The organism is Cognatiluteimonas profundi, from assembly GCF_009792795.1.
GTDB lineage: Bacteria > Pseudomonadota > Gammaproteobacteria > Xanthomonadales > Xanthomonadaceae > Cognatiluteimonas > Cognatiluteimonas profundi.
Genome location: NZ_VKHQ01000003.1, coordinates 152626 through 166131, shown reverse-complemented (window position 1 = coordinate 166131; position 13506 = coordinate 152626). Strand labels below are relative to the sequence as shown.

Here is a 13506-nt window from a genome sequence, read left to right as displayed (position 1 = left end):
CGCCGGTTTGTCCCCAACCGTCGCGCCAGCCGCAAACAGGACCTGCCGTTGAACGCATTGCCACGCCAGACGCGCCTGAGTGGCCTCGAGCCACTCGTGATCACGCCGCAAAGCAACTTCATCAACGTCGGCGAACGCACCAACGTCACCGGCTCGAAGCAGTTCAAGAAGCTGATCCTCGACAACCGCATGGACGAAGCGGTCGTGGTGGCGCGCCAGCAGGTCGAGAACGGCGCGCAGGTCATCGACGTCAACATGGACGAGGGCATGCTCGACTCGGAAAAGGCGATGGTGGATTTCCTGCACCTGATCGCCGCCGAGCCGGACATCGCCCGCGTTCCGGTGATGGTCGACAGCTCCAAGTGGAGCGTGATCGAGGCCGGCCTCAAATGCCTGCAGGGCAAGGGCATCGTCAATTCCATCTCGATGAAGGAAGGCGAGGCCGAATTCCTCCGGCAGGCACGGCTTGTCCGGCGATATGGCGCAGCCGTCGTCGTGATGGCCTTCGACGAGGAAGGCCAGGCCGACACCGCGGCGCGCAAGGTGGAGATCTGTTCGCGCGCGTACGCGCTGCTCACCGGCGAGATCGGCTTCCCGCCCGAAGACATCATCTTCGACCCCAACATCTTCGCGATTGCAACCGGCATCGAGGAGCACGACAACTACGCGGTCGACTTCATCGAGGCGACGCGCGAACTGCGCAAGCGCTTCCCCTTCAGCCACGTGTCGGGTGGCGTGTCGAACGTCTCGTTCTCGTTCCGCGGCAACGAACCAGTGCGCCAGGCCATCCACGTGGTCTTCCTCTACCACGCGATCAAGGCCGGCATGGACATGGGCATCGTCAACGCCGGCGCGATGCCGCTTTACGATGACCTGGACGACGACCTGCGCGAGCGCGTCGAGGACGTCGTGCTGAATCGACGCGGCGACGGTACCGAACGGCTGCTGGAGATCGCCGATCGCTACAAGGGCAGGAAGGGCGAGACACGGACGGAAGACCTCGCCTGGCGCGAACAGCCGGTGCAGGCGCGCCTCAGCCATGCCCTTGTCCACGGCATTGACCAGTGGATCGTCGAGGACACCGAGGAAGCGCGCGCGCTGTCAAGCCGCCCGCTCGATGTCATCGAAGGTCCGTTGATGGATGGCATGAACGTCGTTGGCGACCTGTTCGGCGCGGGCAAGATGTTCCTGCCACAGGTCGTGAAGTCCGCGCGGGTGATGAAGAAGGCGGTCGCGCACCTGCTGCCCTATATCGAGGCCGAGAAACTGCGGACCGGCGACACCGGCAAATCCGCCGGCAAGATCGTGATGGCGACGGTCAAGGGCGACGTGCACGATATCGGCAAGAACATCGTCGGCGTGGTGCTCGCGTGCAACAACTTCGAGGTGGTCGACCTGGGCGTGATGGTGCCGGCGCAGACGATCCTGGATCGCGCGATTGCCGAAGGTGCCGACCTGATCGGGCTGTCCGGCCTCATCACGCCATCACTGGAGGAGATGAGCCATGTCGCGCGCGAGATGCAGCGCCAGGGGTTCCAGTTGCCACTGCTGATCGGTGGCGCGACCACGTCGCGTGCGCATACGGCCATCAAGATCCACCCGCATTACAAATCCGCCACGGTCTGGGTGAAGGACGCCTCGCGTGCGGTCGGCGTGGCGCAATCGCTGATCAGCCCGGAGTTGCGCGATGCATTCGTCGCCGCCAACGAGGCCGACTTTGCCGACATCCGCACCCGTCATCGCAATCGTGGCGACGCCAAGCGCCTGGTCTCGCTGGACAAGGCGCGCGCGCAGCGATTCCGTGGCGACTGGGACAACTACACGCCGCCAGCACCAGCCACGCCCGGCATCACGGTGTTCGACGACTATCCCCTCGCCGACCTGGTCGAACTCATCGACTGGACACCGTTCTTCAACGCCTGGGAACTGGCGGGTCGCTACCCGGCCATCCTCGACGACGCCGTGGTCGGCAAACAGGCGCGTGAATTGTTCGCCGATGCCCGCGCCATGCTGGACCAGGTCATCGCCGGGCAATGGTTGACCGCGCGGGCCGTGATCGGCATCTGGCCGGCGAACAGCATCGGCGACGACGTCGTGCTCCAGGCCGATGACGAGGATGTCACCCTGCATTTCCTGCGGCAGCAGGTCGACAAGCCGGTCGAGCGGCCGGACTTCTGCCTGGCGGATTTCATCGCGCCCAGGTCGACAGGCAAGCAGGACTGGATCGGTGCGTTCGCCGTCACCGCGGGACTCGGGATCGAGCCGCATATCGCGCGTTTCATGGCCGACCATGACGACTACAACGCGATCCTGCTCAAGGCACTTGCCGATCGCCTTGCGGAGACTCTCGCCGAGCGCATCCACCAGCGCGTGCGCAAGGACATCTGGGGCTATGCGCCGGACGAATCGCTTGATGCGGACGCCGTCATCGCGGAAGCCTACCGTGGCATCCGCCCCGCTCCCGGTTACCCGGCCTGCCCGGAACACAGCGAAAAGGCGACGCTGTTCCGGTTGCTCGACGCAGGGCGCAATGCCGGCATGGAGTTGACCGAGAATTTCGCGATGCTGCCTGCGGCAGCCGTGTCCGGTTATTACTTCAGCCATCCGAAAAGCCAGTATTTCGTGGTCGGCCGCGTCTCGCGCGAACAGGCGACCGACTACGCCCAGCGCAAGGGAATCAGCCTTGCGCAGGCCGAACGCCTGCTGGCGTCGAACCTGGACTACGACCCGGAATGACGGTCGATCGGACCCATGGGAACGCGCGGCCCGCGCTGATCCCGCGCGAACAATCAGCCTTTGGAAGGTGGAGCCGCGGTTACCACACCAGGTCGTCAGGCACCTGATAAAGCGGATCGGCATAGGGATCGTCGGCCGCGGATGCCGATGGATCGACCTTCAGCGCGACACAGGGCGGAAAGATCGCCTCGACCTGCTGCAGCAGCGCGGCGTCGACCAGCAGGTAGCGACCGTCCATCTGCACCACGCCGAGCTCTCCGGCATTCAGCGCCTTCAGTTGATCGGCGTTGACGTGGATGCGCTTGATCTTGCCGCCGTAGTCGAAGTGCCGCGCGATGTCGGCCGCGGGATCGTTCAGCGCCTTGTCCTTCAACAGCTCGGCTGCGCGCGCCTTGGCTTCGCGACGCTGGCGTGCCTGCTCCTGCTTCAGGCGTTCGGCTTCGATCCGCTCGTCCTTCTCGCGCTGCGCACGGATGGCATAGGCCTTGGCGAGATCGATGTCCTCGCGCGAACGTGGTGGCGACGGAGGCCGCGACCTGCCCGCTGCATCGGCGGGCCGACCCCGAACCGGGCGCGCCATGGGTCGGCCGGGCTGCCCAGCCGCAGGCTTGTTGTTGCCCGGTCGACCCTGCGGCCCCCTGGCTGGCGCATGCCGGTCGTTGCCGGGCTTGGCCTGGGCAGGCTTGCGCTCGGCGACGGGCGTTGCCTTGAAGCCCAGTCCGAGCAGTTGGTCGCGTAGGGAATCGGTCATCTGCTCGGTTCAGTAATGCGGCGGTGGCGGTTCATTGTCCGGGTCGGCGAAGAATTCTCCGCGCGATTGCTTCATGTCGTCCAGCGCGCGACGCAGCAGCTCGGCATTGCGGGTCGCCTCCATGCGCGACGCGGCCAGCGCGTCGCTCATTTCCATGAGGGCCTGCTCCTGGAATGCCATGCGCATTTCCAGTTCCGTGAGCCGTTGCTCGAGCGCGGACATCTCCATCATGCAGTCGCGATCGACCGGCCGCGACCGATGCCGTAATAGGCCAGCCCGGCCGACTCGACTTCGGACGGCTCATAGACATTGCGTCCGTCGAAGATCACGCGGTCGCGCAGTGTCGTCTTCAGCATCGCGAAATCCGGGCTGCGGAACTGTTTCCACTCGGTGACGATCACGAGCGCATCGGCGCCTTCCAGCGCTTCAGCGGCCGAGTCGCAGAGCGACAGGTCGGGGCGGTCGCCGAAAACGCGTCGCGCCTCCTCGCCTGCCTCCGGATCGAACGCGCGGACCGTGGCGCCAGCCTCCCACAGCTGCGGCAGCAGGCGTCGACTGGAGGCTGCGCGCATGTCGTCGGTGTTCGGTTTGAACGCCAGCCCCCAGATCGCGAACGTCTTGCCGCGGATGCCTTCGTCCTCGCCCTTGTCGTAGTAGCGCTGGATCAATTCGAACAGGTGGCCCTTCTGCGCGTCGTTCACGGCCTCGACGGCATTGAGCAGCTTCGCTTCGTAGCCCATCTGCTGCGCGGTGCGTGCGAGGGCCTGGACGTCCTTGGGAAAGCACGAACCGCCGTATCCAGCGCCCGGATAGATGAAGTGCCAGCCGATGCGCGGGTCCGACCCGATGCCATGGCGGACCATCTCGATGTCGGCGCCAACACGCTCGGCGATGTTGGCGATCTCGTTCATGAAACTGATCTTGGTCGCCAGCATGGCGTTTGCGGCGTACTTGGTCAGCTCCGCGGCGCGCACGTCCATCGCCACGATGCGGTCGTGGTTGCGGTTGAAAGGCGCGTACAGGCGCTTGAGCTTTTCGATCGCCTCGGCGCTGTCGGCGCCGATGATGATGCGGTCCGGCCGCATGCAGTCCTCGACCGCCGCACCCTCCTTGAGGAATTCGGGATTGGAAACCACGTCGAAATGGACATCGGCATTGCGCTCGGCCAATGCCGCCGCAACCGTGGCCCGGACCTTGTCGGCCGTGCCGACCGGAACCGTGGATTTGTCGACGACGATCGCCGGCTGCGCCAGGTGCCTGCCGATGGTCGTCGCAACCTGGAGCACGTACTTGAGGTCGGCGCTGCCGTCCTCGTCCGGAGGCGTGCCGACCGCGATGAAGATGATGCCTCCCTGCACGACCGCACTCGCCGCGTCGGTGGTGAACTTCAGCCGGCCGGCGGCGTGGTTCGCCTTGACCATCGGCTCCAGGCCAGGCTCGTAGATCGGCACCACGCCGCGATTCAAGCCTTCGATCTTGGCGGCGTCGACATCGACGCAGATGACATCGTGTCCGACCTCCGCAAGGCAGGTGCCGGTGACCAGGCCGACGTAGCCGGTGCCAAAGATGGTGACGTGCATGAACTCTCCGTGTCGTTGATACAACGACGCCGGTGGCGACCGCCACCGGCGTCAGGGCCCGCAGAGTTTATTTGGCGGGCTGTTTGGCGATGTCAAGAAGCTCCACTTCGAAGACCAGGGTCGCATTGGGCGGGATCGGGCCGCCTGGCGTGCCCTTGTCGCCATAACCCAGCTTGCTGGGGATCCAGAACTTGTACTTGCTGCCGACGGGCATCAGTGCAATGCCTTCCTGCCAGCCCGGAACCACCTGGTCGAGCGGGAATGTCGCCGGCTCGCCGCGATCGTAGGAACTGTCGAAGGTCTTGCCATCGAGCAGCATGCCCTTGTAGTTGACGCGCACGGTGTCGGTCGACTGCGGCTTGGCGCCCTTGCCTTCGGTCAGCACCTGGTACTGCAGGCCCGACGCGGTGGTCTGCACGCCAGGCCGCTTGCCGTTCTGGGCCAGGAAGGTGTCGCCGGCGGCGAGGTTCTTCTTGGAGTCCTCCATCATCTTGGCCAACTGCTTGGCCTGCATCTTCTGGCCAAAGCTCTGCGCGATCTCGGCAGCCTGCTGGTCGGTCAGCAACAGCTTCTGCCCGGCGAGCGATGCCTTGATCGCCTTGGCGATCACGTCCACGTCGATGTCGTCCTTGGCAGGCTCCAGCTGCTTGGCCATCGCCATGCCGATCATGTAGCTCGCCTGGTCCTTGTCGGTCGGGAGGCCGGGGATCGCCTTGGCACCGGCAGCGGTCTTGTCAGCGTTCGCCGCGGGAGTGGTCGCGGCCTTGTCGCCGGGCTTGCAACCAGCCGCCACCACGCTGAGCGACAGCGCGGCAAGCAGGATCAGGGGGGAACGCAGGGAAGGCTTCATTGAACGGGACACTCCGGTATTGGAAAAGGCTGGGACGCGGATCCGCGGGCTGCGGACCGTGTTTACAGGATGGACATCAACTCGACGTCAAAAACGAGTGTTGCATTGGGACCGACCGGGCCGCCGGGGGTTCCCTTGGCGCCGTATGCCAGCGCCGACGGGATCCAGAAACGGTACTTGGCGCCCACCGGCATCATCGTGACGCCCTCGCTCCAGCCGGGAATCACCTGGTCCAGGCCGAATTCGGCGGCCTCCCCGCGATCGTATGAACTGTCGAACACGGTGCCATCGAGCAGCGTGCCGCGGTAATTGACGCGGACGTGGTCACCCGGCTTCGGCCGCGGGCCGGCGCCTTGCCGCAGCACCATGTATTGCAGGCCCGAAGGTGTCGTGTAAACGCCCTTCACCGCCTTGTTGCGGGCGAGGAATGCGTCGCCTTCGGACTTGTTCTTTTCCCCGGCGACCATGGCCTTGGCCTGCATCTTCGCCTGCATGCGCCGGGTGAAATCGGCGAGCGTTGCCTTCGCGTCGACATCGGACAGCAACTCGGTTCCACCAGACAGCGACGTACGGATCGCCTGCAGGAGCGTCGGCATCTCGAGCTCGTCCTTGATCGGCGCCAGCGAGGGCCCGATCATCATGCCGCCGACCAGTTGGCCGACCTTTTTCCGGTCGATCGGCGGCAGCGCGCCGGGCGCGGAGCCGGGAACCGTCTTGCCGGTCCGTGCGGCAGCGCGCGCGCGCAACGCCGCATCGGTGGCCATCGCCTCTTCCTTCGTCATCACCGGCTTCCCGCCGGCCATGGCGTCGTTGATTGCCTGTTCGAACGCAGGCGTGTCCATGTCGGGCGCAACGGGTGCGATGGCACGGGCAACGTCCATGCCGATGGCATAGCTGACCTTGTCGCGGTCACCGGCGAGACTTGTCTTGTCCTGGCAGGCGGCAGAGCCGGCCCACAGGGACGCGGCCATGACCGCCGCCGCGGCGACGCGGGTGAACTTCATCATCCTGGAACTCCTGGAACGCCACGCTCGCGGCGGAATGACCAACATTGTCCGGACCGCCAAGCTGCGCGGCAATGACGCCGGGATCGGCGACATGACTGCGGCCTTTGGCCTGCCCTCGATCGCAGTCGATTGCGTCGGACCGCTGATTTTAGAGGGAAAGCCGTCCCAGCGGCTCGGCGCCTGCGGCGGTCGGTCACCGTGCCATCAGTTGGGTATGGGAGCGCTTGACTGGGCGGAATTAGGTGTTATAGTTGCATACAACACCAGTTACCCAGCGCAGGACGTCCGCCATGAACCGCAAGCTCCACCACACCGTGATGGCCCTGTCGGCAACCGCAACGGTCTTTACCGTGCTGCTGCTGGCCGCTTCCCCGGTCGGTCCGGCGAGCCAGACGATCGACACTGGGTCGACCCCCTCCCTGGTCACCGACGCTTCGGCGGTCGCCGTCGGGGCCGCCGACGCCATCCAGGACAGCGCGAACCAGCGCCGCCACCTTCGCCACTCCCGCGCCCTGCTGGCGCTGCCTTACTTCTCGTTCGCGCAGGGCCTGCGCCGCAACCGGAGCTGATCCATGACCTCGATCACTTGGAGCGACGGCGCTCCCATCTACCGCCAGCTGAAGGAGCGCGTCGTCGCGATGATGCTCGACGGCATCCTGAAGCCCGGCGACGCCCTGCCCTCCGTACGGCAGGTCGCGGCCGAATACCAGCTCAATCCGATCACCGTGTCCCGGGCCTACCAGGAGCTCGCGGACGAAGCACTTGTCGAAAAACGCAGAGGGCTGGGGATGTACGTCACCGAAGAAGCATCGAAGAAACTCCTGGCCAGCGAGCGCGAGCGTTTCCTGCGCGAAGAATGGCCGCTGGTACTCGAGCGCATCCAGCGCCTGGGCCTGTCGACTGAAGACCTGATCACGTCCCGCGGAGGCGCCAAGTGAATACCTTCACCGAAACCAGGCACAACGGCGCGGCCGTGCAGGAAGGCAGCGCGGCCGTCATCGACGCCCGCGGACTGCGCAAGGCCTACAAGAACAAACTGGCGCTGGACGACACCAGCTTCCGGATCCATTCGGGCCGCATCGTCGGACTCATCGGCCCCAACGGCGCCGGCAAGACCACCGCGCTCAAGGCGGTCCTGGGCCTGATCCCGTTCGAGGGCGAGCTCAGCGTGCTTGGGCGCGACCCGCGCACCGAGCGCGACGAACTGATGAACGATGTCTGCTTCATTGCCGACGTCGCCGTCCTTCCGCGATGGATGCGCGTGTCCGAGGCCATCGAGTTCGTTGCCGGCGTGCATCCGCGCTTCGACCGCGCCCGCTGCGAGCGTTTCCTGGCCGGCACCCAGCTCAAGCCGCAGATGCGCGTGCGCGAATTGTCCAAGGGCATGATCGTGCAGTTGCACCTGGCGCTGGTCATGGCCATCGATGCGAAGTTGCTGGTGCTGGACGAGCCGACGCTCGGGCTGGACATCCTGTATCGCAAGCAGTTCTACCAGCGCCTGCTGGAGGACTACTTCGACGAGCAGAAGACCATCGTCATCACCACCCACCAGGTCGAGGAGGTCGAACACATCCTCACCGACGTGATGTTCATCCGCGACGGCAGGATCGTGCTCGATGCGCCGATGGAAGACGTCGGGCAGCGCTACGTCGAGGTCCTGGTCAACGCCGACAGCCTCGGCCGGGCGAAGGCGCTCCAGCCGATCGATGAGCGCGCGCTGCCGTTCGGCAAGACCATCATGCTGTTCGATGGCGTGCCGGTGTCGCAGTTGCAGGACCTTGGTGAAACGAGAACCCCCGGCCTGGCCGACCTGTTCGTCGCCACGATGAAAGGAACCTACGCATGAACGCCAACCCCTCGATGACCGTCGAACGCACCGCGGCAATGCTCCCGCATCCGACGCACAAGTTCGCCCTGCTGTTGCGGCGCGAATACTGGGAACACAAGGGCGGCTTCCTGCGTGCGCCGCTGGTGGCCGGCGGAATCTCGCTGCTGCTGACCGCCATGGCCGGCATCACCGCCGAGGTCCTCGGCCGGCGTGCGACTCCCGGAACCGTGCAGGTCAATGGCGCGCACGTGCAGATCAACGGGCTCGACCTGAACCAGCTCACCAGCAAGATGAGCGCGGACGACCTGCGCCAGCTCGGCGGCGCGGTCGACGTCAGCCTGCTGCTGAGCTCGGCGTGGCCGTTCATCGCCCTCGCCTTCGTGGTGTTCTTCTACTGCCTCGGCTCTCTGTATGACGAGCGCAGGGACCGCAGCGTGCTGTTCTGGAAGTCCCTGCCCGTGTCCGACAGCGCCACCGTCTGGTCGAAGGTCGCCAGCGCGACCGTCGTCGCCCCGCTGATCGCGACAGCCGTCGCACTGGTGACCATGTTCGGTTTCCTGGTGATCGCCAGCGGCCTTGTCGCGATGCACGGCGGAAGCCCGATGCAACTGCTCTGGGGTCCGGGTCACCCGCTCACGATCATCGGACACCTGGTTGCGGCGGTGCCCGTGTATGCACTGTGGTCGCTGCCAACCGTCGGCTGGTTGCTGCTGTGCTCGGCCTGGGCGCGCAGCAAGCCCTTCCTGTGGGCGCTGATGATTCCTGCATTCGCCGGCATCTTCGTCAGCTGGTTCGACCTGATGAAAGTGTTCGACCTGCAGGCTGGCTGGTTCTGGGAAAACATCGTGGCCCGCATGTTGCTCGGCACGGTGCCTGGCAGCTGGATTCCCGTCGCACAGCACACGTCCGGTTCCATGCAGGGTCCGGAGGCGATCAGCCAGGCGATGAACCTGCAATCGATGTATTCGGTGCTGCAGACCCCGCAGTTGTGGATTGGCGTGGTGGCCGGCGTGTTGATGATCCTCGTCGCCATCCGCCTGCGGCGCTGGCGCGACGAAGGCTGATGGAAGGTCGCACTCCTGATGGCTTACTTGACGTAAACGGACAAAACCATGAACGCATTGCGTAACAACATCGCCATCGGCCTGCTTGCCTGCATTCCGCTGCTTGCGGCGTGCGACCGTCAACAGCAGTCGACGGCGCCACCCAAGGCCGGCGAACCGACTTCGATGCTCGGCAACATTGTCAAGAATGCAACCGACGAAGCACGCAAGAAGCTGGAAACCGAGAACATCAGCATCAGCGACGGCATGCACATCCAGATCAACGGCCATTCGATCGATCGGCCGAGCGGGAAGACCAAGGCGGAGATCACACCGCAGGGCGACCTGCTCCTCCAGGGCACGGCCGTGGCGGTCACTCCCGCACAGCGTGAGTTGTTGCTTCAATACCGACAGCACATCATCCACATCGCCGAAGCCGGCATGGACATCGGCGTGCAGGGTGCGGACCTTGGCATGAAGGCCGCCAGCGAGGCCATCAGTGGGATCTTCAACGGCAACGCCGACAAGGTGGAAGAACGCATCAAGCCGGAAACCCAGAAGATCGAGGCAGCCGCCGAACAATTGTGCGATCGGCTGCCTCCCATGCTGGTGACACAGAAGGCACTTGCGGCCAGCCTCCCGGCGTTCAGGCCTTACGCAACCATGACGGATGCTGATATTTCGGACTGCAAGAACCATCACAAAGGCGCTGGCGCCGTGGCGTTCTCACACGCCGACATCGGTTCGGAAATCCGCGATGAAATCCGCGACAACGTCCGCGGAGCCGCGGAATCCGCGCAGAACGACGAAGCAAGCCGCGCCGACGCGGCCGCGACGCAGAAGTCACCCAGCCCGCTTTGACCGCACGTTGATCCCGCCTTGCGTGAGCAGGGCGGGATCGAGCAGGTGCTTCAGCCGGGCCGCGTCCAGGCCGCTGTCCTCGATCGCGATCTCCAGCACCGGACGGCCCTCCGCGTAGGCCCGCTTCGCGATCGCCGCCGCTTTCTCGTAGCCGATGATCGGGTTGAGCGCGGTGACGAGGATCGGATTGCGGTCGAGTGCTTCGGCGACGCGACCCCGACGCACCTTCAATCCGGTGATCGCCTTGTCCGCCAGCAGGCGCATCGCATTGGAGAGCAGGCCGACCGCGTCCAGGACGTTGCTGGCGATCAGCGGCAGCATCACGTTGAGCTGGAAGTTGCCGCTGGCACCGGCGATGGTGACCGCGGTGTGGTAGCCCATCACCTGCGCGCAGACCATGCACAGCGCTTCGGGAATCACGGGATTGACCTTGCCCGGCATGATCGAACTGCCCGGCTGCAGGGCCGGCAGTTCGATCTCGCCAAGACCGGCCAACGGGCCGGAATTCATCCAGCGCAGGTCGTTGCCGATCTTCATCAGCGCGACGGCCAATACGTTGAGCTGGCCGGACAATTCGACGAGATCGTCCTGGGCGGCCAGGCCCTCGAACTTGTTGTCGGCCGATTCGAACTTCGCTCCGGACAATGTCGACAAGGCTTTCGCCATGGCCTTGCCGAATCGTCGATCGGCATTGATGCCGGTACCGATCGCGGTGCCGCCGATCGGCAGCCGGCGCACGCGCTTCAACGTATCGACGATGCGGTCCTCCGCCGACGAGAGCTGCGCGGCCCACGCCGCGAACTCCTGGCCGAACGTCAACGGCATGGCATCCATCAGGTGCGTCCGCCCGGTCTTGGTGACGCGATCCAGTGCCTTCCCGCGCCGCTCGATGGTCCTGCGCAGCAACTTCAGCGCCGGCAGCAGTTGCTCGACCACCGCCAGCTGCGCCGATACGCGCATCGCGGTGGGGATGACGTCGTTGGAACTCTGTCCCAGGTTGACGTGGTCGTTGGGATGCACGGGACTCCTGCCCGCCCGCGACGCCAGGGTCGCGATGACCTCGTTGGCATTCATGTTGCTGGAGGTGCCGGAGCCTGTCTGGAAGACATCGATCGGAAACTCCCGATCATGGCCACCGGCGGCAACGGCCAGCGCGGCATCGCGGATGCCCGCCGCCATCGGCGCGGCGATCAGGCCGAATCCAGCATTGACGTCCGCGGCGGCGGCCTTCACCAGCCCCAGCGCGCGAATGAAGCCGCGCGGCATCGGACGGCCGGAGATGGTGAAGTTCTCCACCGCACGCTGCGTCTGTGCGCCCCACAGGGCGTCGGCCGGGACCTGCAGTTCGCCCATGCTGTCGTGCTCCGTGCGCGAGCCTGTTGCCTTCGCCATGCCGTCCGTCCCTGCCCTGTGCCCGTGACCCTGGCCGAGCATACCGCCGCGACCGTTTAGAATTGCGCCATTCCCCATCCAGCGCCAGCCATGTCCGACGCCCAGTTGCTTGCCCTCTCCCCGCTCGATGGCCGCTATGCCGGCAAGGTCGATGCGTTGCGGCCGATCTTTTCCGAGTTCGGGCTGATCAAGGCGCGGGTCCGGGTGGAGGTCGAATGGCTGCTGGCGCTTGGCCGTGAACCTGGCGTGGTCGAACTGGACGCCTTTTCCGACAGTGCGACGTCGCGCCTGCGCGATCTTGCGTCGACGTTCTCCGTTGCCGACGCCGCCCGCGTCAAGGCCATCGAAAGCACCACCAACCACGACGTCAAGGCCGTGGAGTACTTCATCAAGGAGCGCTTCGCCGAGGATGTCGAATTGCGTCCCGCGCTGGAGTTCGTGCATTTCGCCTGCACCAGCGAGGACATCAACAACCTCAGCTACGCGCTGATGTTGAACGAGGCTCGGCAAACCGTCCTGCTGCCGACCCTGGACACGCTCATCGCGCACCTGCAGGGCATGGCGCATGCGCACGCGGGCCTGTCGATGCTGTCGCGCACCCACGGGCAGACCGCGTCGCCGACCACCGTCGGCAAGGAGATCGCCAACGTGGTCGCGCGCCTGCGCCGGCAGCGCGACGTGCTGGCGGCACTGCCGATGCCGGGCAAGCTCAACGGCGCCGTCGGCAACTACAACGCGCACGTAGCGTCGTACCCTGAGGTCGATTGGCCGGCGCTGTCGCGCGCGTTCGTGACCTCGCTGGGACTGGACTGGCAGGCCTACACCACCCAGATCGAGCCCCACGATGGCATCGCCGAGCTGTGCGATGCCCACAAGCGGATCAACACGATCGCCATCGACCTGTGCCGCGATCTCTGGGGATACATCTCGCTCGGCTACTTCAAGCAGGCGGTCAAGGCCGGCGAAGTCGGCAGCTCGACGATGCCGCACAAGGTCAATCCGATCGATTTCGAGAATGCCGAAGGCAACCTGGGCATCGCCAATGCATTGCTGGAGCACTTCGCCGCCAAGCTGCCGATCAGCCGCTGGCAGCGCGACCTGACCGACTCCACCGTGTTGCGCGCATTGGGCACCGCCTTCGGCCACACGCTGGTCGGCCTGGATGCCCTGCTCCGCGGCCTGCGCAAGCTGACGGCCAACCCCGAGCGCATTGCCGCCGACCTCGACGCGTCCTGGGAAGTGCTTGCCGAAGCCGTACAGACCGTCATGCGGCGACATGGCCTGCCCAGCCCCTACGAGCAACTCAAGGCCCTGACCCGCGGGCATGGCATCGACGCCGCGGCCATGCGGGCGTTCATCGCGACGCTCGCACTGCCCGACGACGAACGCCAGCGCCTGCTGGACATGACGCCCGCCAGTTACACCGGCCTGGCGGAGCAGTTGGCCCGGGGCATCTGA

General features: G+C 65.5%; 13 protein-coding genes. 7 read left to right on the top strand and 6 right to left on the bottom strand.

What is annotated here, in order from left to right:
• Positions 1-48: 48 nt before the first annotated feature.
• Positions 49-2736, top strand: coding sequence for a methionine synthase (metH, locus tag GST15_RS02800; RefSeq protein WP_159015742.1), 2688 nt, complete (start codon positions 49-51; stop codon positions 2734-2736).
• A gap of 79 nt (positions 2737-2815) precedes the next feature.
• Here metH and GST15_RS02795 read toward each other — a convergent pair whose 3' ends face one another.
• From GST15_RS02795 to GST15_RS02775, 5 genes are all read right to left on the bottom strand, one after another.
• The gene (locus tag GST15_RS02795) at positions 2816-3487 is read right to left on the bottom strand and encodes a DUF2058 domain-containing protein (protein WP_159015741.1); all 672 of its coding nucleotides are present in this window, start codon (positions 3485-3487) and stop codon (positions 2816-2818) included.
• A gap of 9 nt (positions 3488-3496) precedes the next feature.
• The gene (locus GST15_RS02790) at positions 3497-3718 is read right to left on the bottom strand and encodes a SlyX family protein (RefSeq protein WP_159015740.1); all 222 of its coding nucleotides are present in this window, start codon (positions 3716-3718) and stop codon (positions 3497-3499) included.
• Entirely contained in the window at positions 3715-5067 is a 1353-nt protein-coding gene (locus GST15_RS02785) for a UDP-glucose dehydrogenase family protein (protein ID WP_159015739.1), read from the bottom strand. The genes GST15_RS02790 and GST15_RS02785 overlap by 4 nt, the downstream gene beginning before the upstream one ends.
• A 67-nt stretch (positions 5068-5134) precedes the next feature.
• Positions 5135-5917 carry an FKBP-type peptidyl-prolyl cis-trans isomerase gene (locus tag GST15_RS02780; protein ID WP_159015738.1) on the bottom strand — a complete coding sequence of 261 codons (783 nt, stop codon included), beginning with the start codon at positions 5915-5917 and terminating at the stop codon, positions 5135-5137.
• Between the two features lie 62 nt (positions 5918-5979).
• Entirely contained in the window at positions 5980-6924 is a 945-nt protein-coding gene (locus GST15_RS02775; protein ID WP_159015737.1) for an FKBP-type peptidyl-prolyl cis-trans isomerase N-terminal domain-containing protein, read from the bottom strand.
• A 290-nt stretch (positions 6925-7214) separates the two neighbouring features.
• Here GST15_RS02775 and GST15_RS02770 point away from each other — a divergent pair, with 290 nt between their 5' ends.
• Genes GST15_RS02770 through GST15_RS02750 form a run of 5 tightly spaced genes read left to right on the top strand, consistent with a single transcriptional unit; the run spans position 7215 to position 10656 of the window.
• Complete coding sequence (locus GST15_RS02770; protein WP_159015736.1) at positions 7215-7493, top strand: hypothetical protein; 279 nt, start codon at positions 7215-7217, stop codon at positions 7491-7493.
• Between the two features lie 3 nt (positions 7494-7496).
• Positions 7497-7862, top strand: a complete 366-nt coding sequence (locus GST15_RS02765) for a GntR family transcriptional regulator (protein ID WP_159015735.1) — start codon at positions 7497-7499, stop codon at positions 7860-7862.
• Positions 7863-7897: 35 nt separating this feature from the next.
• Positions 7898-8770: an ABC transporter ATP-binding protein gene (locus tag GST15_RS02760; RefSeq protein ID WP_159016419.1), complete on the top strand. Its 873-nt coding sequence runs from the start codon at positions 7898-7900 to the stop codon at positions 8768-8770.
• A 38-nt stretch (positions 8771-8808) separates the two neighbouring features.
• Complete coding sequence (locus tag GST15_RS02755; RefSeq protein ID WP_159016418.1) at positions 8809-9816, top strand: hypothetical protein; 1008 nt, start codon at positions 8809-8811, stop codon at positions 9814-9816.
• 48 nt (positions 9817-9864) lie between these two features.
• Positions 9865-10656, top strand: a complete 792-nt coding sequence (locus tag GST15_RS02750; protein WP_233263028.1) for a YggN family protein — start codon at positions 9865-9867, stop codon at positions 10654-10656.
• Here GST15_RS02750 and GST15_RS02745 read toward each other — a convergent pair.
• Positions 10639-12048 carry a class II fumarate hydratase gene (locus GST15_RS02745; protein ID WP_159015734.1) on the bottom strand — a complete coding sequence of 470 codons (1410 nt, stop codon included), beginning with the start codon at positions 12046-12048 and terminating at the stop codon, positions 10639-10641. The two genes, GST15_RS02750 and GST15_RS02745, sit on opposite strands and share 18 nt — an antisense overlap.
• A 90-nt stretch (positions 12049-12138) precedes the next feature.
• On the opposite strand from GST15_RS02745, the gene purB reads away from it, so the two are divergent.
• A complete protein-coding gene (gene purB, locus GST15_RS02740; RefSeq protein WP_159015733.1) occupies positions 12139-13506 on the top strand; it encodes an adenylosuccinate lyase in 1368 nt (455 codons plus the stop codon).

Coding starts and splice junctions, on each gene's coding strand:
- GST15_RS02795 (WP_159015741.1), bottom strand. CDS start 3,487: ATGACCGATTCCCTACGCGACCAACTGCTCGGACTGGGCTTCAAGGCA.
- GST15_RS02790 (WP_159015740.1), bottom strand. CDS start 3,718: ATGATGGAGATGTCCGCGCTCGAGCAACGGCTCACGGAACTGGAAATG.
- GST15_RS02785 (WP_159015739.1), bottom strand. CDS start 5,067: ATGCACGTCACCATCTTTGGCACCGGCTACGTCGGCCTGGTCACCGGC.
- GST15_RS02780 (WP_159015738.1), bottom strand. CDS start 5,917: ATGAAGCCTTCCCTGCGTTCCCCCCTGATCCTGCTTGCCGCGCTGTCG.
- GST15_RS02775 (WP_159015737.1), bottom strand. CDS start 6,924: ATGATGAAGTTCACCCGCGTCGCCGCGGCGGCGGTCATGGCCGCGTCC.
- GST15_RS02770 (WP_159015736.1), top strand. CDS start 7,215: ATGAACCGCAAGCTCCACCACACCGTGATGGCCCTGTCGGCAACCGCA.
- GST15_RS02765 (WP_159015735.1), top strand. CDS start 7,497: ATGACCTCGATCACTTGGAGCGACGGCGCTCCCATCTACCGCCAGCTG.
- GST15_RS02755 (WP_159016418.1), top strand. CDS start 8,809: ATGCTCCCGCATCCGACGCACAAGTTCGCCCTGCTGTTGCGGCGCGAA.
- GST15_RS02750 (WP_233263028.1), top strand. CDS start 9,865: ATGAACGCATTGCGTAACAACATCGCCATCGGCCTGCTTGCCTGCATT.
- GST15_RS02745 (WP_159015734.1), bottom strand. CDS start 12,048: ATGGCGAAGGCAACAGGCTCGCGCACGGAGCACGACAGCATGGGCGAA.
- purB (WP_159015733.1), top strand. CDS start 12,139: ATGTCCGACGCCCAGTTGCTTGCCCTCTCCCCGCTCGATGGCCGCTAT.